The sequence below is a fragment of the Geotalea uraniireducens Rf4 genome (genome assembly GCF_000016745.1).
Classification (GTDB): domain Bacteria; phylum Desulfobacterota; class Desulfuromonadia; order Geobacterales; family Geobacteraceae; genus Geotalea; species Geotalea uraniireducens.
In genome coordinates this window covers 1377959-1400902 of record NC_009483.1, presented here as the reverse complement: position 1 = coordinate 1400902, position 22944 = coordinate 1377959, and the positions used below count along the sequence as shown (strand labels likewise).

General features: G+C 56.7%; 24 protein-coding genes. 8 read left to right on the top strand and 16 right to left on the bottom strand.

What is annotated here, in order from left to right:
* The first annotated feature begins 217 nt into the window (after positions 1–217).
* The 6 genes from GURA_RS06065 (at position 218) to GURA_RS06040 (ending at position 6980) form a co-directional block, all read left to right on the top strand.
* Positions 218–1171 (top strand): ABC transporter permease, encoded by a 954-nt coding sequence (locus GURA_RS06065; protein ID WP_011938113.1) that lies wholly within the window; start codon positions 218–220, stop codon positions 1169–1171.
* Positions 1164–1985 (top strand): ABC transporter permease, encoded by an 822-nt coding sequence (locus tag GURA_RS06060; protein ID WP_011938112.1) that lies wholly within the window; start codon positions 1164–1166, stop codon positions 1983–1985. The genes GURA_RS06065 and GURA_RS06060 overlap by 8 nt, the downstream gene beginning before the upstream one ends.
* Positions 1982–2968 (top strand): ABC transporter ATP-binding protein, encoded by a 987-nt coding sequence (locus GURA_RS06055; RefSeq protein WP_011938111.1) that lies wholly within the window; start codon positions 1982–1984, stop codon positions 2966–2968. The genes GURA_RS06060 and GURA_RS06055 overlap by 4 nt, the downstream gene beginning before the upstream one ends.
* A gap of 171 nt (positions 2969–3139) precedes the next feature.
* Positions 3140–4120, top strand: coding sequence for an ABC transporter ATP-binding protein (locus GURA_RS06050; protein WP_232278980.1), 981 nt, complete (start codon positions 3140–3142; stop codon positions 4118–4120).
* A gap of 251 nt (positions 4121–4371) precedes the next feature.
* Entirely contained in the window at positions 4372–5436 is a 1065-nt protein-coding gene (locus GURA_RS06045; RefSeq protein ID WP_011938109.1) for an HlyD family secretion protein, read from the top strand.
* 8 nt (positions 5437–5444) lie between these two features.
* Positions 5445–6980, top strand: coding sequence for a DHA2 family efflux MFS transporter permease subunit (locus GURA_RS06040; protein ID WP_011938108.1), 1536 nt, complete (start codon positions 5445–5447; stop codon positions 6978–6980).
* Between the two features lie 106 nt (positions 6981–7086).
* Here GURA_RS06040 and GURA_RS06035 read toward each other — a convergent pair whose 3' ends face one another.
* The 7 genes from GURA_RS06035 to nifH all read right to left on the bottom strand — a co-directional run bounded on the left by GURA_RS06035 (position 7087) and on the right by nifH (position 15480).
* Positions 7087–7800 carry a four helix bundle suffix domain-containing protein gene (locus GURA_RS06035; RefSeq protein ID WP_011938107.1) on the bottom strand — a complete coding sequence of 238 codons (714 nt, stop codon included), beginning with the start codon at positions 7798–7800 and terminating at the stop codon, positions 7087–7089.
* Positions 7801–7907: 107 nt separating this feature from the next.
* Positions 7908–8972: a virulence RhuM family protein gene (locus GURA_RS06030; protein ID WP_011938106.1), complete on the bottom strand. Its 1065-nt coding sequence runs from the start codon at positions 8970–8972 to the stop codon at positions 7908–7910.
* A 238-nt stretch (positions 8973–9210) separates the two neighbouring features.
* Positions 9211–10587 carry a MoaD/ThiS family protein gene (locus GURA_RS06025; RefSeq protein ID WP_011938105.1) on the bottom strand — a complete coding sequence of 459 codons (1377 nt, stop codon included), beginning with the start codon at positions 10585–10587 and terminating at the stop codon, positions 9211–9213.
* Positions 10588–10592: 5 nt separating this feature from the next.
* Positions 10593–10919: an HTH domain-containing protein gene (locus GURA_RS06020; RefSeq protein WP_157046135.1), complete on the bottom strand. Its 327-nt coding sequence runs from the start codon at positions 10917–10919 to the stop codon at positions 10593–10595.
* Between the two features lie 559 nt (positions 10920–11478).
* A complete protein-coding gene (gene nifK, locus GURA_RS06015; protein WP_011938103.1) occupies positions 11479–12942 on the bottom strand; it encodes a nitrogenase molybdenum-iron protein subunit beta in 1464 nt (487 codons plus the stop codon).
* A 142-nt stretch (positions 12943–13084) separates the two neighbouring features.
* Positions 13085–14524, bottom strand: coding sequence for a nitrogenase molybdenum-iron protein alpha chain (gene nifD, locus GURA_RS06010; RefSeq protein ID WP_011938102.1), 1440 nt, complete (start codon positions 14522–14524; stop codon positions 13085–13087).
* 86 nt (positions 14525–14610) lie between these two features.
* Positions 14611–15480, bottom strand: a complete 870-nt coding sequence (gene nifH, locus GURA_RS06005; RefSeq protein ID WP_011938101.1) for a nitrogenase iron protein — start codon at positions 15478–15480, stop codon at positions 14611–14613.
* Positions 15481–15869: 389 nt separating this feature from the next.
* On the opposite strand from nifH, the gene GURA_RS06000 reads away from it, so the two are divergent.
* Positions 15870–16460: a TMEM165/GDT1 family protein gene (locus GURA_RS06000; protein WP_011938100.1), complete on the top strand. Its 591-nt coding sequence runs from the start codon at positions 15870–15872 to the stop codon at positions 16458–16460.
* A gap of 89 nt (positions 16461–16549) precedes the next feature.
* Positions 16550–17398: an energy transducer TonB gene (locus GURA_RS05995; protein WP_011938099.1), complete on the top strand. Its 849-nt coding sequence runs from the start codon at positions 16550–16552 to the stop codon at positions 17396–17398.
* Positions 17399–17444: 46 nt separating this feature from the next.
* On the opposite strand, the gene galU is transcribed toward GURA_RS05995, so the two are convergent.
* The 9 genes from galU to GURA_RS05955 all read right to left on the bottom strand — a co-directional run bounded on the left by galU (position 17445) and on the right by GURA_RS05955 (position 22898).
* Positions 17445–18326 carry a UTP--glucose-1-phosphate uridylyltransferase GalU gene (gene galU / locus GURA_RS05990; RefSeq protein ID WP_011938098.1) on the bottom strand — a complete coding sequence of 294 codons (882 nt, stop codon included), beginning with the start codon at positions 18324–18326 and terminating at the stop codon, positions 17445–17447.
* A gap of 132 nt (positions 18327–18458) precedes the next feature.
* Positions 18459–19352, bottom strand: a complete 894-nt coding sequence (locus tag GURA_RS05985) for a methylenetetrahydrofolate reductase (protein WP_011938097.1) — start codon at positions 19350–19352, stop codon at positions 18459–18461.
* An 8-nt stretch (positions 19353–19360) separates the two neighbouring features.
* Positions 19361–20008: a methylenetetrahydrofolate reductase C-terminal domain-containing protein gene (locus GURA_RS05980; RefSeq protein ID WP_011938096.1), complete on the bottom strand. Its 648-nt coding sequence runs from the start codon at positions 20006–20008 to the stop codon at positions 19361–19363.
* A gap of 3 nt (positions 20009–20011) precedes the next feature.
* The gene (locus GURA_RS24135) at positions 20012–20275 is read right to left on the bottom strand and encodes a hypothetical protein (RefSeq protein WP_157046134.1); all 264 of its coding nucleotides are present in this window, start codon (positions 20273–20275) and stop codon (positions 20012–20014) included.
* Positions 20276–21118 (bottom strand): bifunctional methylenetetrahydrofolate dehydrogenase/methenyltetrahydrofolate cyclohydrolase FolD, encoded by an 843-nt coding sequence (gene folD, locus GURA_RS05975; RefSeq protein ID WP_011938095.1) that lies wholly within the window; start codon positions 21116–21118, stop codon positions 20276–20278.
* 292 nt (positions 21119–21410) lie between these two features.
* Positions 21411–21659, bottom strand: a complete 249-nt coding sequence (locus GURA_RS05970) for an FmdB family zinc ribbon protein (RefSeq protein WP_011938094.1) — start codon at positions 21657–21659, stop codon at positions 21411–21413.
* Between the two features lie 174 nt (positions 21660–21833).
* Entirely contained in the window at positions 21834–22142 is a 309-nt protein-coding gene (locus tag GURA_RS05965) for a DUF167 domain-containing protein (protein ID WP_011938093.1), read from the bottom strand.
* Positions 22132–22581: a DivIVA domain-containing protein gene (locus GURA_RS05960; RefSeq protein ID WP_011938092.1), complete on the bottom strand. Its 450-nt coding sequence runs from the start codon at positions 22579–22581 to the stop codon at positions 22132–22134. The genes GURA_RS05965 and GURA_RS05960 overlap by 11 nt, the downstream gene beginning before the upstream one ends.
* A complete protein-coding gene (locus GURA_RS05955; protein ID WP_327049735.1) occupies positions 22578–22898 on the bottom strand; it encodes a YggT family protein in 321 nt (106 codons plus the stop codon). Before GURA_RS05955 ends, GURA_RS05960 begins: the two co-directional genes overlap by 4 nt.
* Between the last annotated feature and the right edge of the window lie 46 nt (positions 22899–22944).

The following is a 22944-nucleotide window of genomic DNA, read 5'->3' as shown; positions in this document are numbered from 1 at the left end:
CTCGTCATAAACGAACAGACCTGCACACGCTGCAGGGAAGTTGTCGAGGAAATGCAGACATATTACGGGAAGCGGGCATACGAACGTTACACCCTCCCCCAACCCCTCCCATCAAGGGAGGGGAGCTTTAAAATCCCCTCGCCCCTTGTGGACCCAAATTGCGGGCCCAAAGGAGAGGACTACAGTGCTGGGTCTAAACGGAGGCTTTGAAAATTCAATGCGTTTTTTCAGCGGAAAGCTCTTACATTTGATTATAGTCGTCTTTGCCGTCACAGCCCTTACCTTCGTGATGCTCAATCTGCTGCCGGCCAGCATTGCTCACGAGGTTGCCGGCCAGGGCGCAACCGCAAGCGATGTTGCCGCAATCCGGGAGCAGCTCGGCCTGAACGACCCCGTGCTCGTCCGCTACGCCAAGTGGCTGGGGGGAGTTCTCCGGGGAGACCTCGGCTATTCCCTCTACTCCAGGCAGCCGGTTGCCCGGGCCATTGCTTCCCATCTTCCGGTCACCCTTGAGCTGCTCATACTGGCGCAGTTTTTCGCCCTTGTTCTGGCCGTTTCTGTCGGCATCGTCTCGGCCTGGCGGGCCGGCTCAAGGCTTGATCGCCTTTTCGGAACGATCGGCTTCGGCCTGGTTTCCATCCCGAGCTTCGCCCTGGCCATTATCCTTATTTTCTTCTTTTCCCTGCGGCTCAAGTGGTTTCCAGCAACCGGATATACCCCCATGGCCGAGGGTCTCCCGGCAAACCTGAAAGGCTTCATCCTGCCGGCGCTCTCCATCGCCCTGGTCGAGTGGGTCACCCTGATGCGGGTGTTGCGCAACGACATGATCACCACCCTGCGGGAGGACTTCATCCTCCTTGCCAGGGCCAAAGGGCTGCCGGCCTGGAGGATTCTGCTCAGGCATGCCTTGAGACCTTCCTGTTTTACCATGATTACCCTGTGCGGTCTGCATATAGGCAACCTGATCGGCGGGGCCGTGATTATCGAAAACCTCTTCGCCCTGCCGGGAGTCGGACGGCTACTGCTATCCAGCATCTTTGCCCAGGATTTTCCCATGGTCCAGGGGTGCGTTCTCTTTATCGCCGTCGGTTATGTGGGGGTCAACTTCCTGGTTGATGCAAGTTACGGCCTGCTGGACCCCCGTGTGCGCAAGGAGGGTTCTGTTGGATAAAAAGACGGGCATAGTTTTCTGGCTGGCCACTGCCTGGATCGGCTTCATGATGGTCTGTGCCGTGAGCGCCGGCTTCTGGTCGGTACCGCCTCCTGATCAGATCGACTGGATCAACCTGGCGGCGAAACCGGGCGTTGGCGGGCACCTGCTCGGCACCGACAACATGGGGCGGGACATCGCGGCGCGACTCCTCTTCGGCGCTCGCATATCCCTGACGGTCGGCTTTTTTTCGCCGTGCATCGGCCTGTTCTTCGGATGCCTCTTGGGGGTATTGGCCGGGTTCTATCGCGATTATCCGGAGAAGATGATCGGCGGCGCAATCGACACCTTTCTTGCTTTCCCACGCCTGGTGTTCCTGCTGATGGCCACGTTTGTCTTTGGCTCCAGCCTCCCCACCCTTACCATTGCCCTCGGCGTTGTGGCCATCCCTTCTTTTGCCCGGGTAGCCCGTGCCAATACGATCAGGTTCGCTGAACGCGAATTCGTGCTGGCTGCCCGTGGGGCGGGCGCAAGCGACGCAGCCATCATCCTGCGGGAGATACTCCCTAACGTGCTGATGCCGATGCTGGTCTACATGCTCCTGGTGATGGGCTTCGTGATCATCGCCGAAGGGGGGCTCGGCTTTCTCGGCCTGAGCGTCCCCTCGCCGACGCCGAGCTGGGGAGGTATGATAGCCGAGGGGCGGGAGGTCCTGGAACAGGCGCCCCATGTCAGCATGATCCCGACGATTGTGATGTTTCTGACCATCATGTCGCTGAATCTGGTCGGCGACAGGATGCGCGGCTGGTTTGACGGAAGGGAGAGCCAGCTATGACGCCTTCCGACAGAAATCTCCTCACAGTGAAAAACCTGTCCGTTCACCTCCCGTGCCAAAGAGGGACGGTGCGGGCGGTGGACGGGGTTTCCTTTGCATTGGAGCGCGGAAAGACCCTGGCCATTGTCGGTGAATCGGGCAGCGGCAAGAGCATGCTCTGCCGGGCCATCATGGGCCTTTTGCCCGGCCGCGCCGGATTGCCCGGTCAGGGACGGATCATCTTTGCCGGACGCGATTTGGGAAAACTCCCGCACAAGGAGTTGAACGCCATCCGCGGCAGAGAGATCGGCGTCGTGCTGCAAAATCCCATGTCCTCCCTCAATCCGGTAATGAAGATCGGCAGCCAGATCGCAGAACCGCTGCGGTACCACATGGGGATGTCTTCGGTAAAGGCGCGGGAACGGGCAGTCGCCCTGCTGGCGGCGGTCGGTATCCCCAAGCCCGCCGATCGGCTGGAATGCTATCCCCACCAGCTTTCAGGGGGGATGCGCCAGAGGGTGGCCATTGCCATCGCCCTGGCCTGCGATCCGCAACTCCTCATCGCCGACGAACCGACCACCGCCCTTGACGTGACCGTTCAGGCGGAAATTCTAAACCTCCTGGGACGCATGCAGAAAGAGCGAAACATGGCGATGATCCTGGTGACCCATGACCTGGGGGTGGTGGCAGGAAGATCCCATGAGACAGCGGTGATGTACGGGGGGCGGATCGTCGAGCAGGCTCCGACCGTTGCCTTGTTCGACCGGATGCGGATGCGCTACACCCGGGCGCTGTTCGACGCGATACCCCGCCTCGATGATCCTTCCCATCGGGCGCTCACGGCCATCGGCGGGCAACCGCCGGATCTTGCCGCAACGCCGGCAGGGTGCCGTTTCGCCCCCCGCTGCCGCCGGGCCGAAGAGAGGTGCCATGCAGAAGAGCCGCCGCTGCTTGGCGACGAACGGGGAGATCACCGTTACGCATGCTGGTTTCCGTGTGATTGAGGGAACTCTGTAGGGGCGCGGCCTTGGCCCGCCCAGAAGCAATAGCCAACATTGTTACCACTGCCTACAGGGCGGACCCAAACTGCGGGCCTAAAGGGCAAGCCCACGCCCCTACGAGAACTGGGCGGTATATTCTTTTTGCCAAGTCTCTTGGCAGTATTTGAGGTGTCAGTGATAAGCAAAAGCATCATAGGTATGGAAACGCCATTGCTGCGGGTCGAAGAGCTCGTCGTCGAATTTCCGGCAACCCAGCGGCGCAAGGTCCACGCCGTTTCCGGCGTCTCCTTTGACATCGGCCGTGGCGAGACCCTCGGGCTGGTGGGGGAGTCGGGATGCGGCAAATCTTCCCTGGCGCGGGCAATCATGCATCTCCCCGGTCCGACGGCGGGAAGAGTGATTCTCGACGGCGTGGAACTGACGGCTCTGAAGTCGCGGAGTCTGCGACACATGCGCAGCCGCTTCCAGATGATCTTCCAGGATCCGGTTGCCTCGCTGAACCCTGTCCGCATGGTGGGAGAAAGCATCGAAGCGCCGTTGCGGGCGATGGGACGGACGAACGCGGCTGAACGGATGCGCCGGACCAAGGAGATGATGGCTGCAGTCGGCCTCGATCCTGAACAGCATTACGGGCGGCGCCCCTTTCAGCTTTCCGGCGGACAGTGCCAGCGGGTCAGCATCGCCCGCGCCCTGATGACCGACCCGCAACTTCTGATCTGCGACGAGCCGGTTTCTTCGCTCGACGTCTCGGTGCAGGCGCAGATCATCAACCTGCTGCGCGAGGTCAAGAGGAGGTACGGGCTTGCCATGCTGTTCATTTCCCACGACCTGGCCGTGGTGAAAAACGTCTGCGACCGGGTTGCCGTGATGTATCTCGGACGCCTGTGCGAGATGGCCCGCGGTGCAGAACTCTATGCCGCACCGGCTCATCCCTACACGCAAGCACTGCTCGCCGCTGTCCCCCGGCCCGATCCCCGGCATCCCCTGGCGGAAACCGGCATGCTCCCCGGAGAACTCCCCTCGGCCATCGACCCGCCGAGCAGCTGCCGCTTCCGGCCACGCTGCCCCCGTGCCGAAGAACGTTGCGCCCAGGTCCGGCCCGAGCTGCGGCAAATCGCTCCGGGACATTTGGTAGCTTGTCATTATCCATTGTGATTAGCACTATTCTTCCGCCAGTCCCAAAATGATCCCTCCCCCAACCCCTCCTTTAGGCCCTTTGGGTCCATCAAGGGAGGGGAGCTTTAAAGTCCCCTCGCCCCTTGTGGACCCAAATTGCGGGCCTAAAGGAGAGGGTTAGGGTGAGGGGGGGGAAGTGCTGATGCAAAGGCCTAACTTACGAACAATGCTGAGTTTTTCCTTTTATGCCGAGTTCGGGAAGCAACTGAAACGGCAGGAGGTTAAGTGTCATGAGGAAATTTCTGCCGCTGGTCATCGCGCTCAGTCTGCTGGCAGGGGGTTGCGGCTTCGGATGGTACTGGCTCTCCACCGGGCGGTTCATGGAAAAAACCGACAACGCCTACATCCGGTCTGAAATAACCCAGGTCAGCTCGAAAGTGTCAGGCTACGTTAAAGATGTGCCGGCCGAGGACAATACACTGGTTGCCGCCGGCGATCCCCTGGTGCGCATCGAGGATCTGGAGTTCGGGGTCAGGCTGGAGCTCGGCCGGAAAAAGCTGGAGGAGCGAAAGGCTGCCCAGCTCGTTGCGTACAACAGAAGCAGGCTGCAAGATTCCCGTATCGATGCATGCACAGCGCAACTGGCTGCCGCCAGGGCGGAGCAGCTCAAAAAAACCGGCGATCTCCGCCGGTTCGGCAGTCTGTTTCCCGATGGCATTGTTTCCGAGCTGGATTACGATGCTGTGGTAACAGCCGAGAAAAAAGCACGGGCCGAGACAGGGAGCGCAGTTGCCAACCTGAAGATGGCGGAAAGTGAGCTGGCGGCTCTCCTGGCCGAGGAGCGCCGCCTCGAAGCCGAGCTTCACCAGCAGGAAGAAGAGTTGAAGCTTCTCGCTAAGGAGCTTGCCGATACGGTGGTCCGCTCCCCGATTACGGGGGAGGTCGGCAATCGCCGGGTTCGGGCCGGACAGTACGTCAAGCCGGGAACGGTCCTCTTGACGGTGATTCCCCGCAATGTCCTCTGGGTGGAGGCGAACTTCAAGGAAGTTCAGCTATCCCGCATGCATGAGGGACAACCGGTTTCAATCGAGGTCGACGCCTTCCCCGGGCGCCCACTGACCGGCCGGGTCGAATCGCTTTCCCCGGCGAGCGGCGCGGAGTACAGCGTGCTTCCTCCCGAAAATGCCACCGGCAACTTCACTAAGATCGTCCAGCGGGTGCCCGTCAAGATCCGCTTCCAACCGGGACAGCCCCTGCTCCGCGAGCTGCGGGCAGGCATGTCGGTTGTCGTGAGCCTGGATACCCGGCCCGGTTCAGGCAGCGGCCCCGCGGTCAGCCGCCTGAATCGGCGTTAGGACGAGTCATGGCGGAAAATTCCCGGAAGTTTCGGACCTGGATCGGTTTCCTTGCCATGTCCGGCGGCACGTTCATGGCGGTTCTGGATACCCAGATCGTTGCCGGCTCCCTCCCCGAAATCGGTGCCAGCCTGGGCGCCACCGTCAAAGAGGCCTCCTGGATACAGACCGCCTACATGATTGCAGAAGTGATCATGATTCCGCTGGCCGGCTGGCTCTCCCGCTCCATGTCTTTGCGCTACCTTTATTCGCTGGCATGTGCCCTGTTCACACTGGCAAGCCTGCTCTGCGCCTTCGCCTGGTCCATCGAGTCGATCATCGTCATCCGGGTGCTCCAGGGGCTCTGTTCCGGGATTATCGCCCCCCTTCTCTACCAGGCAATTTACCTGATGTTCCCCCGGGAGCGACAGGCTGGAGTAACGCTCTACGTCGTAATGATAATCTCTCTCGCCCCGATCATCGGCCCGACCCTCGGCGGCTGGATCACCCAGACCTTGTCCTGGCGCTGGCTGTTCCTGATCAATCTTCTCCCCGGAGTCCTGGTGACCGCATCGGTGTTCGGACTGGTGCGCGACGCAGGACCGAAGTGGGACCTGCTCAAACAGTTCGACCTTCCGGGCATAGTCCTGGCGGCGCTCTTTCTAGGCTGCCTTGAATACGTCCTCGGGGAAGGCCGGGACAATGAATGGTTCGACTCGCATCTGATCGTTTTTTTGGCCGTTGTCGCCGCCATTTCGGCCCTGCTGCTGGTATGGCGGGAGCTTGCCTGCCGCCATCCGGTCATCAACCTGCGAACCTTTTGCGACCGCAATTTCGCCACCGGCTGCCTGTTAAATTTTATCATGGGTGTCGGGCTGTTCGGCTCCGGCTACCTGATGACCCTTTTCCTCAGCACCGTCAAGGGGTACAACAGCCAGCAGATCGGCCAGGTGATGATGGTACCGGGGATTACCATGCTGCTCACCCTCCCCTTGGTGAGAATCGTCAGACAATATCTCGAAAGCCGGACCTGCCTGGCCATCGGCCTGGCCATGTTCGGCTTCGCCCTCTGGACAAACGGCTCCCTGACCGCGGAGATCGGCTTCGAGCACCTGTTCTTGCCCCAGGTTCTCCGCGGTCTGGCAATCATCCTCTGCCTGTCGCCGATTACGGAGCTGGCGCTGGGACGCCTCTCCATCGAAGCCGTTCCCAATGCCAGCGGCCTTTACAGCCTGATGCGCTCGCTCGGCGGAGGCATCGGCATCGCGGTCATCAACATCCTGGCCGAGCAGCGCATGGCGCTTCACCACCAGCGTCTGGCCGAGGCGCTCAATCCATCGCGGTTTCCCGTCGGCGAATTACTGGACCAGCTCGAAGTCCCTTTCGCCGGAAGCATGGTGGACCTGGAGCAGGCCCGGCAAGGAGGGGTGAAACTGCTTGCCATGCTGGTCCGGCGGGAATCGCTCGTCATGGCGTATAACGACATGTGGCTGCTGGTTGCGGCGCTGTTCGGGATGATGCTCTTGTTGATTCCCGTTGTGCAGAAGGTGGAACGACGATCGTGAACGCTGGTCGTCGGGTGTATTTGTCGTTGTGCGATCCATGCAACAGTGCCGACAAAAAAAGGCCGCGTCTCCACCGGAGACGCGGCCTTTTTCCATCGGGAGCCGTTCATGATTTTCTCCTGGACTGGGTACGGGTGCGGTAGAGCCGTTCAGTGAAACCACCCTCTTTTTCAAAAGCTGCTGCCTGGGCGGTTAACTGGCGGTCGAGCAGGCTGCAAGCGACCGCTATCAGCGTAAGGGCGGCATTGGCGGCTATTTCGGGGTAGGTGGACGATGTGGACGATGTGGACGATATGGACGATGTGGACGATGTGGACCCCGTGGACTGTCCATCAAGTCCATCAAGTCCATCAAGTCCATCAAGTCCATCAAGTCCATGATGTCCATGTCGTCCATTCCGTCCATGTCGTCCACCGCCTTCCTTGTGCACTTCCACCACCCACTGCGCCACCGCATCGGCGGTGGTGCAGCGCCGGACGACCAGCCCCTTGCGGCGCGGGTCTTCCCGATCCCAGAGCGGCAGGCCCCGCTGCCGCAGAAAGTCTTCATAATCCAGGCGCAGCTCTTCAAGGCTGGCGCGGGCCACATTGGTCAGTTTCAGCTCGGTCTTTTTCGAGGTGCCGGACGCCTGGCTCCCTTCGGCAATGTTCTGCACGCCGCTGCGCGCCGCCTGCACCATCTGGTCGCGCGTACGGCTAAACCGGTCAATGTAGCGGTCACAGAACCGCACCGTAACATCATAGACAAGCTGGGAAAGCTGAAAGCTCTTCAGGTTACGATAGCCACCATGCTTCGGAATCAACCCTTCCCCGTCAGCCATGAAAAACACCTCCTCTCCCAACCCAGTCCATTACGTCCACATAGTCCAAAGATGTCCACAACATCCACGACTACCCCACGTTTACCCGCCACTGTGCTTTTCTGATTTCAATGAATTGAGCCCCCCTCAACCTTCCTCTGCCCCCGCCCCACCAGCTTCGCCGCTTCCTCCAGCCTCCTGATGGACTCTTCCTCGCCAAGAGCTTCCTTGTACTCCCGCCGCTGCTGGGCAAACTGGTCATACTCATCACGGGCAAAGGCCTCAGCGTTCTTCTTGCTGACAGAACCGGCATTGGGAAGCACCTTCCGGTCATTGAACCTGAGAAACTCATCCAATTTCTGCTCCCAGTCCTTCATGAACACCTGCTTGCGCCGCAACGCCTGATCTTCGGCGTAGTCCAGCCACATGACCACGATCCGGTTCAGCGCTTTGATCTCCTGCTCGTTCAGGTAGTTCTTGGCGATGGTCACATCGGTCTTGCGGACCTCGCCCGCCTTCCAGTTGGTCAACCCCATGTTGGGCAAGGCATGATCGGCGCGACTTTGAATCAACTCCGGGGCGGTCATGCCGGTGGCGGCATAATGCAGCTTGTTCTGGATCACGCTGAAAAACTTGGTTGTCTCCGGCCAGGAGGGGGCGTAATCCCCCGCCATGGCGAAAATCTCCTTCACCCGCAAATACATGCGGCGCTCGCTGGCACGGATGTCGCGGATGCGTTCGAGCATTTCATCGAAATAGTCGGGAACGGCCGAACCGGCCACCGGCGGGTTTTTCAACCGCTCGTCATCCATGGTGAAGCCTTTGACAAGGTATTCCTTTAAGCGTTCCGTTGCCCAACGCCGGAATTGTGTTCCCTGCTTGCTGCGGACCCGATACCCGACGGCAAGTATTGCTTCCAGAGAGTAGTGCTCGATCTCCCGCGTAACCTCACGGGAACCTTCAATTTGAACTATCCGGAATTTCCGGATAGTTGCCTGCGGGTCCAGTTCTCCTTCCTCATAAATGTTTTTCAGGTGTTCGTTGATAGTGCGAACATCTTTCTGATACAGCTCTGCAAGCAAAGCCTGCGAAAGCCATAAGGTTTCATTCTCGAAGCGGCATTCGACACGCGTCCGTCCATCTTCGGTCTGGTAAACGAGGAATTCGCCTTTTGTCGGCAGGTTATTTTTCATTACGAACACCTCTATCATCCGCAGATTTCGCAGATTTTAAATCAAGAAGATATGCTGGTTCAGCGTTGTCCGGTTTGGTTTTTGCTTACGTCCCGTAGGGACAGAATACTGGTAGCCGGGGAATTCATTCCCCGGTCATCCAGGCGAAATATCATCACGTCACGTACGTGACGTGGGGAAATATAGCATCTCATCCGGGGGATGAATCCCCCGGCCTGGAGTTTGGACATATATAGTTTCAAGTATATGCGTAGGGCATGATATTTTTCGCGATGTTAAGTTTCAAAATATCGGTAATTGGTGCTTCGCTGATCTCCTTTCTGAGTAGAGTAATCAGGTCGAGAGCCGAAGGTCTGTTTGCTTTTTTTCTCCATTTTGGCAAGGGAACAAAGTCATGAGTACGTCCAGGTCCAAATTCTTTCAATCCCGCAAGCAGCAAGAGGCTGTAGCTGGCAACGGCGAATGCCGGTTGTCGTGGGACAGACTTGTCAGACCAGACCTGAGCGTTTCCGACACCAATGGTATCCTTTTGCTCACGATGATTGACCTCTATCTGCCAACGATCAAAGTAACTTTGCAGCAACATCTGAGAGTCACTTTGTATGTCAGTGCTCAAGAGATAGGCCGGGTCACGATAATTCCTTTTAGCATTTGGCGATGTCCTGTACGGTTGCGGTGCAACCACCAGCAGCCGAAGAGAGCGGAGTTTCGCACCTCTTTGCCACAGAACATTATTGACTTCTTTGTACCGAATATCCCGCCATGCTCCGCCAAAATTAATCCTGCAGGTTTGCCAGGGGATCGTCTCATCTTGCCTGACCCCTTCAGGAGAAAATCGCTCTTCGCTGTATTTGCGCCTTCCTCCTGCCGGAGCAGGAAAACACAACCGCGCATCTTTCCTGCAACGACCGACAACCTCAACACGATCCAGCGGTTTGGAGAGGATGGTGCGATTACAGAGACTGCCATCAACTGCGACCACCATTCTCCTCTTTGTTTCCCCCAGACGGTCAAGATCGACTCTCAACCCCTTGATCATTTCAAGTCCCTGCTGCGAGAGATTATGAGTCTTCACCGCCTTCTTGTATTGCGCCCTCTCTTCATCAGTTGCCTTTTTCCCCGGCTTCTTGATCGCTGGGCATTCCACGAAGCGGACAGGATATCCGCGAGCGGAGAAATCGCCATCCCGGTAGTGAGGGAAGATCAGGGATGCGTGCATAAATCTCAAGCCATACAGGAAGTTGACATGGAACGGCGGAGACAGCGGATCCCTTTGCCAAAAGGCCGACTTGATCTTTCGCCCGCTCTTGGCCAGCTTGGTATCGTCAAACGCCACACAAACAGGCTGATCCGCAGGGTACCGCGTACAATACTCTTTCAAGACCGGAGAGAACAACTGGTCGGCCTCCCACTGGCTACGGGAAAACACCTTGTAATCAGCACTCCAGTCCTGATGCTGTCTTCCAACGGCACAAATGGAACGGGAGAGGGTCCGTCGCCCCAATGCGCACAAAGTTCCAAGAGAAAGCTCCATAGCGCGGATTTGGGTTCGCTGTTGAACAAAAGCCCCAGCACAGGCATCCTGCAAGAGAGATGTCATCTGTTCGCTCAGCATATTCCTCACCTGCCTTTCAAGGCAAAGGTGTTTTTGCCGGTACGAATGAAACGGTCCTCCTTCATCACCTTTTTTGAAAGAGCAGAGACGAGAGACTCCCTCTCCAGCTTTACTCCAAAAGTCTTTTCAACATCTTCAATGATTTGCGAAATGTGTAGTGGCTTTCCGACTGCATTAAGTATGTTAAGCACCATGTCAATCTGCGACATACCTTTGCTGCGGGGCTCCACTTCCTCGGCAGCACCCCGAAGTTTCTTCAAGGCCCGCAATTGCGCTTCCAAGGAAACTACCATTGTGTCTAAAATGATGTCGCGGATTTCCTCTTTTTCCATAATGGCATCCTCCATTCGAGAATTTGTACAGAGGCGCCATCTTAATAAATACAGGGTATGTATGTCAAGTTTTTAATAAAGTAACATACGTAAATGTCCAAACTCCAGGCCGGGGGATGAATCCCCCGGCTACATTCGAACGCCCCTAATGGGGCTTAACAACCTTGATGCACAAACCAAACCGGACAACGCTGATGCTGGTTATAAATGTTTCAGAAATGTTGAGGGTTTGCGCTTGTCAGGTCTTTCATCCGGATTACGGCAACTGCACCCTCATTCATCGACTCAAGTCGCGAACGGAACGAATAACCGGCCTGAACAGAAGCAATTTTTCCCAACGTGATTCATTAGCCACCAGCCATAATTATGTCGTTAGCAAATCATATGCACCCATCGATTAATTCTTGTCAAGCAAAGTAATTTGTAAAAACAGCATTACTGTAACTAACAGCATGATAAATAAAAAAAGGGGCACTCCTGTTTTCGGAGTGCCCCTTTTAATCTATTTTCCTCATAAGCGAAGAGTTTTCAACTTCTCACCCTCCCCAACTTACCGCTTCTACCGCATCATCTCGAAGTGCCGTTCTTCACACGTCTCATCCCTGATTTCGATGAACTTGTTACAGATCGTCGTCATCATGTTGATCACACCCTGATAGCCGATCAGCGGGTAGCGGTGCAGGTTGACCCGGTCAAAGTTCGGGAAGCCGAAACGGAAGAGCGGGATGTTGGCGTCACGGGCAGCGAATTTGCCGTGGGTGTCGCCGATGATGGCATCGACCGGATCTGTCATTAGGAGGCTCCGCATGTGCCAAAGGTCCTTGTTGATGTAAATCTTGCCATCCTTGCCGTCCTGGGAAGAGTCGAGGAGCGCCTGCAGCTCTTTCTCCACCTTCTTGGTCCCTTTGCTGCAGAGGATGTGGTACGGCTTGGCCCCCACTTCCAGGAGAAAGGACACGTAACCCATCAGGTAATCGGGGTCGCCGTAGAGGGCAAATTTCTTGCCGTGGATGTACTGGTGGGCATCGGTTATGGCATCCACAGCCCGGCCACGCTCAGCCTTCAATGACTCGGGAACCGGCTTGCCGAACAGCTCGGAAAGTTTCAGCAGCAGGGCATCGGTCTTCTCGACGCCGAACGGGGTCGGCATGGAGACGTGCTTGCCGGAGAAATTGTCCTTGATCCAGGTAAAGGTCTTGGCAGTGGCGTAGGGGCCGAGGGTCAAGGTCGCCTTGCCGTTGATGGAATCCGCCGCGTCGTCGAGCTTGGTTCCGCCGGGGTAGGTGCGGTAGGTGCCGTCCAAGGGCGAATCGAAGGTTTCGGAAATATCGGCCAGCATGGTGTAGGGAATGCCGAATTCCTTCAGAATCCGCTTGTACTCCCGGTAGTTGCCGGTGTTGGCATCAAAACCTGGAATCAGGTTAAGCTTGCCTGTGCAGCGGCCTTCCACCTGTTTCCCTTCGGTGAGGGTCTGGAGGATGGAAAGAAGCATCGCATCGTAGCCGTGGATATGGGAGCCGTTGAAGCTCGGGGTGTTGGCGTAGGGAAGCGGGAAATCCTGCGGCACGCACTCCTTGTTCCTGGCGTTCTTGATGAAGGCGGTCAGGTCGTCGCCGATGATCTCCGGCATGCAGGAGGTGAAGATCGCCATCATCTTCGGCTTGTATATGGTGTAGGCGTTTTCCAGTGCCTCGTGGAGGTTGTTCTGGCCACCGAACACCGCGCCGTCCTCGGTCATGGAATCGGACACCGCCGGCGCCGGCTCGCGGAAGTGGCGGTTGAGGGTTGAGCGGTAGTAGGAAGCGCACCCCTGGGAACCGTGGACGAAGGGAAGTGTCCCCTCGAAGCCGTGGGCTGCCAGTTCGGCCCCCAGCGGCTGGCAGGCATGGGGCGGGTTGATCACCAGCGCCTGGCGGGCGAAGTTCTTCTCCTTGTACTCCTCGGTATTGATCCATTCCGCTACCCGTTTTACTTCTTCTTCGGGTATTTCGGTTACATATTTCACAGCAGCTTCTGCAGTCATATCAATTCTCCTTTCGGCAGGTGACTAATCTGTCAAACCGCCGGTGATTAAAGTCCCCCTTTAAGAAAGGGGGATTTAGGGGGATTTAGCGTCTCAAATCAAATCCCCCCCACCCCCCTTTCTCAAAGGGGGGAGCAAACCGTCAGAACGGCGACTTGACCAGTTTCCAAGTCGGACTGTTCACCGCCATATCAACGTCCCGGGCAAAGATCGGGAAGCCGTTGTAGGCGTGGTACGGGCCGGAGTAATCCCAGCTGTGCATCTGACGGAAGGGAACGCCCATCTTCTGGAACAGGTATTTTTCCTTGATACCGCTCCCCACCAGGTCGGGGCGAAGGGTGTTGACAAACTCCTCCAGTTCGTGTTCGGATGCGTCGTCGTAGATGACCGTCGCTTCAGGCATTTCCGGCGAGGTACGCTCGTAGTCGTCGCCGTGGGCGAATTCGTAGCCGGAACCGACAACCACCATCCCCAGGTCAGCGTAGGCATTGACCGTATGACGGGGACGAAGACCGCCGACGTAGAGCATGACCTTCTTCCCTTCCAGACGGGGACGGTATTCGTCGATCACCGCCTGCATGATCGGGTCGTACTTGGCGATCACCCGCTCCACGTTTTCCTTGATCTTGTCGTCGAAACGCTCGGCAATGGCGCGCAGGCTCTCCCTGATCTTGGTCGGGCCGAAAAAGTTGAACTCCAGCCAGGGGATGCCGTACTTCTCTTCCATCACCCGGCACATGTAGTTCATGGAGCGGTAGCAGTGGATGATGTTCAGTTTTACCTTGTGGGTGGCGGCGATTTTTTCCAGCTCGCCGTCGCCGGTCCAGACTGCCTTGACGTTGAGGCCGATCTCTTCGAGAAGCGGCTTGACCGACCAGACGTCGCCGCCGATGTTATAGTCGCCGATGAGGGCGATGTCATAGGGTGTCTCGGGTTCTGCGAATTCCCGCGTGCCGATGATGTGGTCGCGGATCGTGTCGTTGGAGATGTGGTGACCCAGCGACTGGGAAACGCCGCGGAAACCTTCGCAGTTACAGGGGATGATGGGGATATCCAGCTCCTTGGAGGACTGCTTGGCCACCGAGTTTATGTCGTCGCCAATCAGGCCGACCGGGCATTCGGAAAGGACCGAAATCCCTTTTGCCAGGGGGAAAAGCTCGTGGGCCTCCTGAAGCAGGGTCTTCAGCTTCTTGTCGCCGCCGTAGACGATGTCTTTTTCCTGGAAGTCGGAGGTGAACTGCATGGCGAACTGGTTGACCCCGTTGATGCCGGTCATCAGGTTGCGCCGGGTGCCCCATGAATACCAGCCGCAGCCGACCGGACCGTGGGAAACGTGGACCATGTCGCGGATCGGTCCCCAGACCACCCCTTTGGCGCCTGCATAGGCGCAGCCGCGGGCGCTCATGACGCCGGGTACGGTTTTCCGGTTGGATTTCACGCAGGCGCTCACGCCGTCGTTGGGGGCCAGGTGGGGAACCCTTTTCTTCTTAGCCTTCTCGGGATATACCTCAAGAGCCTTATCAATCATCTCCTGGGTAGATTCTTTGGTAATTCCTTCTATTTTCTTTATCGCATTGGACATAAGAAACTCCTCTGTAATATTGGTCCATCCGTAAGGGCAAGGTTACCCCGCCCTAGACGCAGCAACCGCGCCCCTAAATCACCAGATTATTTTGTTGCAGCTTCAACTACGCCGACAACGCTCTCGTCCTCAGCCTCCATGATGCCGTACTCCATGAGCAGGTCTTCCAGCTCCTCCATCTCCAGCGGAGTGGGCACCACCAGCATCTTGTTATTGAGAATCTTCTCCGCCAGGGTCCGGTACTCCTGCGCCTGCGGATGCTCCGGGGAGTATTCGATAACGGTCATCCGGCGCATCTCCGCCCGCTGAACCTGATTGTCACGGGGAACGAAATGGATCATCTGGGTGCTGAGCTTTTTGGCGAGGGCATCGACCAGTTCAAACTCTTTGTCGGTCTTCCTGGCGTTGCAGATAAGGCCGGCCAGACGCACCTTGCCGGAAGAGGCATACTTGAGGATACCTTTGGCGATGTTGTTGGCAGCGTACATGGCCATCATCTCGCCGGAACAAACTATGTAGATCTCTTCTGCCTTCCCTTCACGGATCGGCATGGCGAACCCGCCGCAGACAACGTCGCCGAGAACGTCATAGAAGACGAAATCAAGGTCAGGGGTATAGGCGCCATTCTCTTCAAGGAAGTTGATGGCGGTGATAACGCCGCGGCCGGCGCAGCCGACACCCGGCTCGGGACCACCGGACTCGACGCACTTGACGTCGCCGTAGCCGATCTTCATAACATCTTCCAGTTCAAGATCCTCAACAGTGCCCAGTTCCCGCACCAGGTCCATAACCGTATTCTGTGCCTTGGCGTGGAGGATCAGCCGGGTTGAGTCCGCCTTGGGGTCGCAGCCGACGATCATCACCTTCTTGCCGAGGTACGCGAGCCCCGCCACCGTGTTCTGGGTTGTGGTTGACTTGCCGATGCCACCTTTGCCGTAAATCGCGATCTGTCTCATGTTCTGCTCCTTTCGTCCACTAATCTGTGGACCGCAAGTGAATTTTCGGGGCAACAAAAAAGGCGCCCCATTGAATTATGGTGGCGCCTTTGCCTGTGACATATAATAGTCGAATACCGCAGCGTATTCAGATCATCGCTATGATGTATGGCTTTACTTTAGCATTGACCATGCCAACTGCTAACAAGCTGAAATGACGGACTTTTTATTTCCACAGACAAAAACATTCGCTTTATCGGTCAGCATTTGCACAATATTTAATCACACCCGTGCACTTTTGCCCGCTAATTTGTGCAAAAGCTGCGGCTGCCGCAAAAAGACGCAGACAAATCCCCTCTTGCAATTTTTCGGGCAATCTTTTACCATCCGCAAACATATCAGGAGCTTTAATGAATTCAACTGTATTCTTCAGCACCTTCGGCATCATCTTTCTGGCGGAACTGGGTGACAAGACCCAGCTGACCGCCATGGCGCTCGCCACCAGATATCCATGGAAAAAGATCTTTATCGGCATCGCCGCCGCCTTCGCCTTGTTAAACGTGGGAGCCGTGCTGGTCGGCAAGGTGCTGTTCGCCTTTCTCCCCATTTTCTGGATCAAGATCGTCTCCGCTGCGCTGTTTCTCTTCTTCGGCGTTACCACCCTGCGCGCCGCAGGCAATGATGATGACGAGGAAGAGGCCGAGGAAAAGCGCTTTAGCGCAAGGGGACCGATCGCAAAATCATTTACCATGATCCTCTTGGCGGAACTGGGCGACAAGACACAGTTGGTCACCACCAGCCTGGCTGCGCAGCACGAGTCGCCCTTTGCCGTATTCACCGGTTCGACCCTGGCCCTCTGGACGGTTTCGCTGATAGGCATCTTCATCGGCCGGCAGCTTACCCGCCATGTCCCGCTGTCGTATATCCATAGGGCAGCAGGCTGCCTCTTTCTGCTTTTTGGCGCAGCCCTCCTCTATCAGACATTCTTCCCCAGGTTTTGATCCGGTTTGCATTTTAAGGTCTACCGGCTTACAATGTTTCTATCCAAACCTCCGGCTGAAAAACTCCAAAAGTTGTCCAACAGAGATTAATGTCCGACAAATACATCGAAAAAGCTTTTCTCTACCTACTGGTGTTTTCCGTCCTTCTCCATGTGGCGGTATTCGCCCTTTTCATATTTCTCCCCCAGGAAAAAAAGACGATCAAGCAGGAACCGTACATGGTCGAGTTGCGGGATCTGCCCGAGCAAAAAGCCGCCCCGCCCAAGGAAGAAAAAGAGGCAAAGCGGCTCGCGGAGAAAAGGGAACGGGTGGCAAAGGAGATGGCGCCGAAAGGTGAGCGGGAAGTGGAGAAAATCGCCCCCCCCCCTGCCCACATCATGCCGCGACAACCGCAGATCGGAGAAAGAAGGATGCCGCAGCAACCTGTGGAGAGGGGAGAAGCACCACAGAAAGAAGCCCCGCCAGGGGAAAGCCTGTTCAAGCCCAAGGAGCGGAAAGTCCCGGACATCTCAAAGCTTTTTCCAAGTCCTGGGAAAATGGCCAAGCTTGAGGAGAGTTACCGCAAAAAATACGGGTCTGAGGTGGAGGAAGGGGAAACGAAGTTTCTCAATTCCGACGACATCCTCTTCGGCTCGTTTCTGCGCCGCTTCGAGACCGCAGTGTACGGGGTCTGGCGCTATCCGCCGGAAGCCGCCCGGATGGGAATCCAGGGAGTAACGCCGGTAAAGATAACCTTTAACAGAAAAGGCGAGATTGTAAATGTGGAAATCCTGCAGAGTTCCGGGAGCAAAATCCTTGATGATGAAGTCTTGCGCACCTTGCACCAGATAGGGCGGATCGGCTCATTCCCCAAGGGGTACACCAAGGACACCTTCAACCTGATCGCCTTCTTCCAGTACGGGATAACCAGGGGAGGGATCAGCGGAACCCTCCATTAGCCGCTGCCTCAGCAGCAGGAGCCTGTCGGACTTAGGGGATCGTAATTCACTCCTGAGTCCGACAGACTCCTAGCCTTTGCCGCAGGAACGCTTCGAACTCGCCGTTGAACTCTTCCCGCTTCAGAGCCATATCCACCGTGGCCTTGAGAAAGCCCAGCTTGTCGCCGCAGTCGTGACGGATGCCTTCAAAGCGGCAGCCGTAGATGGCCTCATCATTTGCCAGTTTTTTAATGGCGTCGGTAAGCTGGATTTCCCCCCCCTTCCCCGGCTCCTGTCGCTCCAGGATCGGGAAAATATCGGGGGTGAGGATGTAACGGCCGATGATGGCCAGGTCCGACGGTGCCTCTTCCCTCTTCGGTTTTTCCACCATGTCCACCACTTCAAAAACCCGCTCGGAGATGGTATTGGCCTTGACGCAGCCATAGGAAGAGATGTTCTCCATGGGAACCTGCTCCAGGGCGAGGACCGGCCCGCGATACTTCCGGTAAACCTCCAGCAGCTGGCCGAGGCAAGGTTTCTCCGCGTCGATGATGTCATCGCCGAGCAGGACGGCAAACGGCTCGTTGCCGACAAACTCCTTGGCGCAGAGAATGGCGTGACCGAGGCCGAGAGCCTGTTTCTGCCGCACGTAGAAGATATTGATCATATCGGCAATTTCACGGATCTGGGAAAGTTCCGCATCCTTCCCCTTATCGTAGAGGAGCGATTCAAGCTCGAAGGAAATGTCGAAATGATCTTCAATGGCCCGCTTGCTTCGGCCGGTCACGAACAGAATCTGCTCGATGCCGGAAGCCACCGCCTCTTCAACAACGTACTGCACCAGGGGCTTGTCGATGAGGGGAAGCATCTCTTTGGGAGTAGATTTGGTGGCGGGAAGAAACCGTGTACCAAGTCCGGCAACGGGGAATATCGCTTTTTTTACCTGCATATATGAACTCCTTTTTTAAATTCGGTCGGCGGTCGGCGGTCGGCGGTCGGCGGACGGCGGTCGGCGGTCGGCGGTCGGCAGTAAAATCCAATAGACTTAACTGCCGACTGCCGACCACCGACTGCCTTTAATTTAACTGCCGACTGCCGACCACCGACCACCGACTGCCTTTAATATTTCCGGGATCAGGTCTTCCCTCCCCATGGCCATGAAATGGAGGCCGTCGCAATATGGTTTGCAGGCAGCCGCGAGCCGTCCGGCAATGGCTACCCCGGCAGCCAGCGGATCGGCAGCCGCTTCCAGCTCTTCTATCAAGGGGGCCGGTACCTTCAGGCCAGGAATGTTGTTGGTGACGAAACGCGCCATCCCGGCTGACTTGAGGAGGAGTATCCCCGCTATCACTTTGACCTTGAGCGGTCTGACCGCCTCAGAGAAAAGGCGCAGCCGTTCCGGGTCGAAGATTGCCTGGGTCTGGAAAAATTGCGCCCCTGCCGCCACTTTTTTTTCCAGCTTGTAGAAAGTCAGGGGAAATGGTTCCGCTTCGGGTGCGGCAGCCGCCCCGACAAAGAACGCCGGTGCTCCGGTGACCGACTTCCCGGCCAGATCCTGCCCCGCCCCCAGCCCTTTGATGGCTTGCAGCAGCTGAACAGAATCCAGGTCGAAGACCGGTTTGCCGGCACAGTGATCGCCAAATGAGATGTGATCGCCGGTAAGGGCCAGTACATTCTCTATACCCAGGGCAGCAGCGCCGAGGAGGTCGCTTTGCAGGGCCAGGCGGTTTCTGTCGCGGCAGGTGATCTGGAAGATCGGCTCTATCCCTTCCCGTACCAGCAGTGCAGCGGCCGCAAGGGGGGAGATGCGCATGGTCGCGCCCTGGTTGTCGGTGACATTGATGGCGTCCACCAAACCGGATAGTTTCCGGGATTTTTCCAGAAAATCCGCGCAGTCGCTCCCCTTGGGGGGGCAGACCTCGGCTGTCAGGACGAAGCGGCCGGATGCGAGTTTTGATTGCAATGTGGAAGTCATAGTATCCGTTATTTTCCGATCCCCAATTTACCCGGCTTGAGCATCTTCGAAAAGTCTTTCTGCGGCACCGTTTTCTTCAGTTTTTCCACGGTTCCCTGGGCCTGAAGGCGTTCATAAATCTGAAACCAGACGCACTCCTTTTCCGGGTCGGTCTCGCAGTGACCAGAGTCCATCCCCCCGCACGGGCCATTGAGGAGACCCTTGGGACATACCGTCACCGGACAGATACAGCCGGTCTCGGTCAGAATGCATTCGCCGCAGAGGGAACATTTCTGCTCGAACTGGCCGAACCGGCGGATATTGCCGAGAAAGAGGGTGTCAAGGCCGGCAACGGTCTTTTTCGGCGTCCCGGCGGAGATCGACTGGATCCCCGCGCCACAGGCCAGCACCAGGAGCGCATCGGCCTCTTCGACCATTTCCTTTTTGGCGCGCAGGTCGCGGCCGGAGCGGAGCATGTGGCAGGCCTCGTCGATAACCACCGAGCCGGTCACTTCTTTGCCGGCGGAGGTCAGGACTTCCTGCATCTGCCAGACCTCTTCCTCGCCGCCCGCCTTGCAGACCGTGGCACATTTTGCACAGCCGATGAGAAAGATTTTCCCGTCCCCGGCCAGTGCGGCAAGGATTTCATCTATGGGTTTTTGCTTGCTGACGATCATGGTTTAAATCGGTCGGCGGTCGGCAGTCGATGGTCGATGGCAAACAAACCACCGACTGCCGACTACCGACCAGCTACCGCCCTTTTCGATGGTTGCAGATATTGAAAAACCGGTCGGCGGTCGGCGGTCGATGGCAGACAAACCACCGACTGCCGACCATCGACCAGCTACCGCCCTTTTCGATGGTTGCAGATATTGAAAACCGGTCGGCGGTCGATGGTCGATGGTCGATGGAAGACAAACCACCGACTGCCGACCGCCGACCATCTACCGCCTTTTAGCCGCTTCCAGGGTGTTGTAAAGGAGCATGGTGATGGTCATGGGGCCGACTCCGCCCGGCACCGGGGTTATGGCCGAGGCGCGCTCTGCGGCGGCATCGAATTCCACATCCCCCACCAGCTTCTTCTCGCCGACCCGGTTGACACCGACGTCGATGACCACGGCCCCTTCCTTGATCCACGCCCCCTTGATCATCTCCGGCTGGCCGACTGCGGCAATGACCACATCGGCCATGCCCACCTTGGCGGCCAGGTCCCGGGTCTTTGAGTGGCAAAGGGTCACGGTCGCGTTCTGCTGGAGACACATGAAGGCGACAGGCTTGCCGACGATGTTGGAGCGGCCGACGACCACCACCTCTTTGCCGGCCAGTTCCACGCCGGCTTCTTTGAGCATGACCATGACGCCGTAAGGGGTGCAGGGCTGGAAGAGCGGCTTGCCGATGACCAGGCGCCCCACATTGTAAGGGTGGAAGCCGTCCGCATCCTTTTCCGGCGAGATCGCTTCGAGAACCTTCTCGGTATCGATCTGCTTCGGCAGGGGGAGCTGGATGAGGATGCCGTGAATCTTCGGGTCGCTATTGAGTTTGTGGATCAGGAGCAGCAGATCTGCTTCGCTTGTATCAACCGGGAGCTTGTATTCATCGGAGAAGATACCCACATCCTTGCATGCCTTCTCCTTCATGCTCACATAGACCTTGCTGGCCGGGTCTTCACCCACCAGAACAACCGCCAGTCCCGGCGTTACCCCCTTGCTCGCCAGTTTCGCCACCTCGGCCGTTATCTCTCCGCGGATCTTCGCCGCAATCGCCTTGCCGTCAATAATTTTAGCCATAAATATAAACTCCTTTTAACATTTTCAAACTAGGAGTCTGTCGGACTTAGGGAATCGTAGCGAGAGGATGGAAAATCGAGGACAGATTTCCGGAAATTTGAGAGCTAATAGTGGACCTATTCGTCGAAAATTTACGGGAATATGGACCGATTTGCCATTCTCGCAGTAGATTCATTCCTAAGTCCGACAGGCTCCTAGAGATAATAAAGTAACGCGACGGGATTTGTAAAGCGATTTCCGGCAGATTACGGGCAAAAAAAAATCCCCCGAAAGGAGGATTCTTTGAGTCGTTCTACGCCGAGGCCGAAGGGCATCCGGCGCAACTGCCGCCCGAAGGGCAGGCCGGCGCATCGGAACTCTTTTTGCTGCCGTAACCGTCGTTATACCATCCCCCGCCTTTGAGGGAGAACCCGGCCTGGGATATGAGTTTCGTTACCTCCCCGCCGCATTTCGGGCATTCGCTGGCCGGGGCATCGGAAAATTTCTGGCGCAATTCAAACTGATCGCCGCAACTGTTGCATTGGTATTCGTAGAGTGGCATTTTTAATCAACCTCCTGTTTATACGTTCTTCTTCTAATTAATATATGTATTCGACAGCCATTTTGTCAAGACCGATTCGCTAAGACGTCAGACTTTTAGTCATGGCGAAGAGCAATCGCGAGCGGTAGATGATCCCTTATATCCTTGGCTTTCATCTGCAAATCTCCTCACATGTCATTTGAGCAGTGATAACACCGGCTCCGTGGTGATGCCTTCCACCTTGACGGTCTTGTGCCTTGATTTGGCGCCGGCTGTTATGGTTACCCGCGACTTGGCAACCTTCAGCGCCTTGGCCAGGAGCTCGACACAGAGCTTGTTGGCGGCGTCTTCCACCGGTGGCGCTGTCAGGCGCAGCTTCAGCTCATCTCCCTGAACGCCGCAAATTTCGTTGCGCGAGGCACGCGGCTGGACATGAACCGTGAAAATAACACCGTCGGCGGTCTCGGTTATCTTCAGGCCGCCTGTATCGCTCTCATTCTTCATTTAGGGAAAGCATTTTATAGTGGGTATCCAGAAGGGATTTCAACGCGGTTTCAAACTGGAGCTTCTCCCTGCGCAACTCCTGTATCTGGTTATTCAACTCGACCAGCTTTTTTTCGGCATCGGCAAGGATTCTTTCGCCCTTTAATTCAGCTTCCGAAATCAGCAGGGTCGCCTCTTTCCGGGCATTGGCCTTCATATCTTCGGAAATTTGCTGTGCAGCCAGCACTGCGTCGCGCAACTTTGACTCCTGCCCTTCCATGGCGGCGATGGCTGCCGCGTTCCGGCTTTGCTGCTCCTTGAGTTCGGTATTTTCACGGATCAGCGTTTCCATTTCCTGGGCCACCACCTGGAGGAAGGCATCCACATCCTCCGAATCCAAGCCGCCTATCATTTTACCCTTGAACTGCTGCTGCTGGATATCGAGTGGTGTAATTTTCACGGCATGACTCCCAAACCGAATTTCATTCTGCTCACCAGTTCAAAAATCGAGTTGACGAGGAATTTCTGCAGGAAAAAAATGATCAGAAGTACGATCAGCGGCGAAAGATCCAACCCGCCCATATCGGGAAGCATGCGCCGGACCCGATAAAGAACAGGATCGGTTGCCCGGTAGAGAAAGTTGACAATCGGATTGTATGGATCGGGATTGACCCAGGAGAGTATTGCCCGGGCAATTATGATGTACATGTAGATATTGAGGACGAATTCCAGAACATAGGCTACTGCATTGAGAAAATTGGCAAGGATGAACATCATGCGCCCCTTTTTGCCTTGATAAAGCAACCTGATTTTTATACAGAAA

Coding starts and splice junctions, on each gene's coding strand:
- GURA_RS06025 (WP_011938105.1), bottom strand. CDS start 10,587: ATGCTGAGCGAACAGATGACATCTCTCTTGCAGGATGCCTGTGCTGGG.
- GURA_RS06045 (WP_011938109.1), top strand. CDS start 4,372: ATGAGGAAATTTCTGCCGCTGGTCATCGCGCTCAGTCTGCTGGCAGGG.
- GURA_RS05985 (WP_011938097.1), bottom strand. CDS start 19,352: ATGACTTCCACATTGCAATCAAAACTCGCATCCGGCCGCTTCGTCCTG.
- nifH (WP_011938101.1), bottom strand. CDS start 15,480: ATGAGACAGATCGCGATTTACGGCAAAGGTGGCATCGGCAAGTCAACC.
- GURA_RS06035 (WP_011938107.1), bottom strand. CDS start 7,800: ATGGCTGACGGGGAAGGGTTGATTCCGAAGCATGGTGGCTATCGTAAC.
- GURA_RS06030 (WP_011938106.1), bottom strand. CDS start 8,972: ATGAAAAATAACCTGCCGACAAAAGGCGAATTCCTCGTTTACCAGACC.
- folD (WP_011938095.1), bottom strand. CDS start 21,118: ATGGCTAAAATTATTGACGGCAAGGCGATTGCGGCGAAGATCCGCGGA.
- galU (WP_011938098.1), bottom strand. CDS start 18,326: ATGCAGGTAAAAAAAGCGATATTCCCCGTTGCCGGACTTGGTACACGG.
- GURA_RS05995 (WP_011938099.1), top strand. CDS start 16,550: ATGTCCGACAAATACATCGAAAAAGCTTTTCTCTACCTACTGGTGTTT.
- nifK (WP_011938103.1), bottom strand. CDS start 12,942: ATGACTGCAGAAGCTGCTGTGAAATATGTAACCGAAATACCCGAAGAA.
- nifD (WP_011938102.1), bottom strand. CDS start 14,524: ATGTCCAATGCGATAAAGAAAATAGAAGGAATTACCAAAGAATCTACC.
- GURA_RS05965 (WP_011938093.1), bottom strand. CDS start 22,142: ATGAAGAATGAGAGCGATACAGGCGGCCTGAAGATAACCGAGACCGCC.
- GURA_RS05955 (WP_327049735.1), bottom strand. CDS start 22,898: ATGATGTTCATCCTTGCCAATTTTCTCAATGCAGTAGCCTATGTTCTG.
- GURA_RS05980 (WP_011938096.1), bottom strand. CDS start 20,008: ATGATCGTCAGCAAGCAAAAACCCATAGATGAAATCCTTGCCGCACTG.
- GURA_RS06040 (WP_011938108.1), top strand. CDS start 5,445: ATGGCGGAAAATTCCCGGAAGTTTCGGACCTGGATCGGTTTCCTTGCC.
- GURA_RS05970 (WP_011938094.1), bottom strand. CDS start 21,659: ATGCCACTCTACGAATACCAATGCAACAGTTGCGGCGATCAGTTTGAA.
- GURA_RS06055 (WP_011938111.1), top strand. CDS start 1,982: ATGACGCCTTCCGACAGAAATCTCCTCACAGTGAAAAACCTGTCCGTT.
- GURA_RS24135 (WP_157046134.1), bottom strand. CDS start 20,275: ATGGTCGGCGGTCGGCAGTCGGTGGTTTGTCTTCCATCGACCATCGAC.
- GURA_RS06020 (WP_157046135.1), bottom strand. CDS start 10,919: ATGGAAAAAGAGGAAATCCGCGACATCATTTTAGACACAATGGTAGTT.
- GURA_RS06065 (WP_011938113.1), top strand. CDS start 218: ATGCGTTTTTTCAGCGGAAAGCTCTTACATTTGATTATAGTCGTCTTT.
- GURA_RS06000 (WP_011938100.1), top strand. CDS start 15,870: ATGAATTCAACTGTATTCTTCAGCACCTTCGGCATCATCTTTCTGGCG.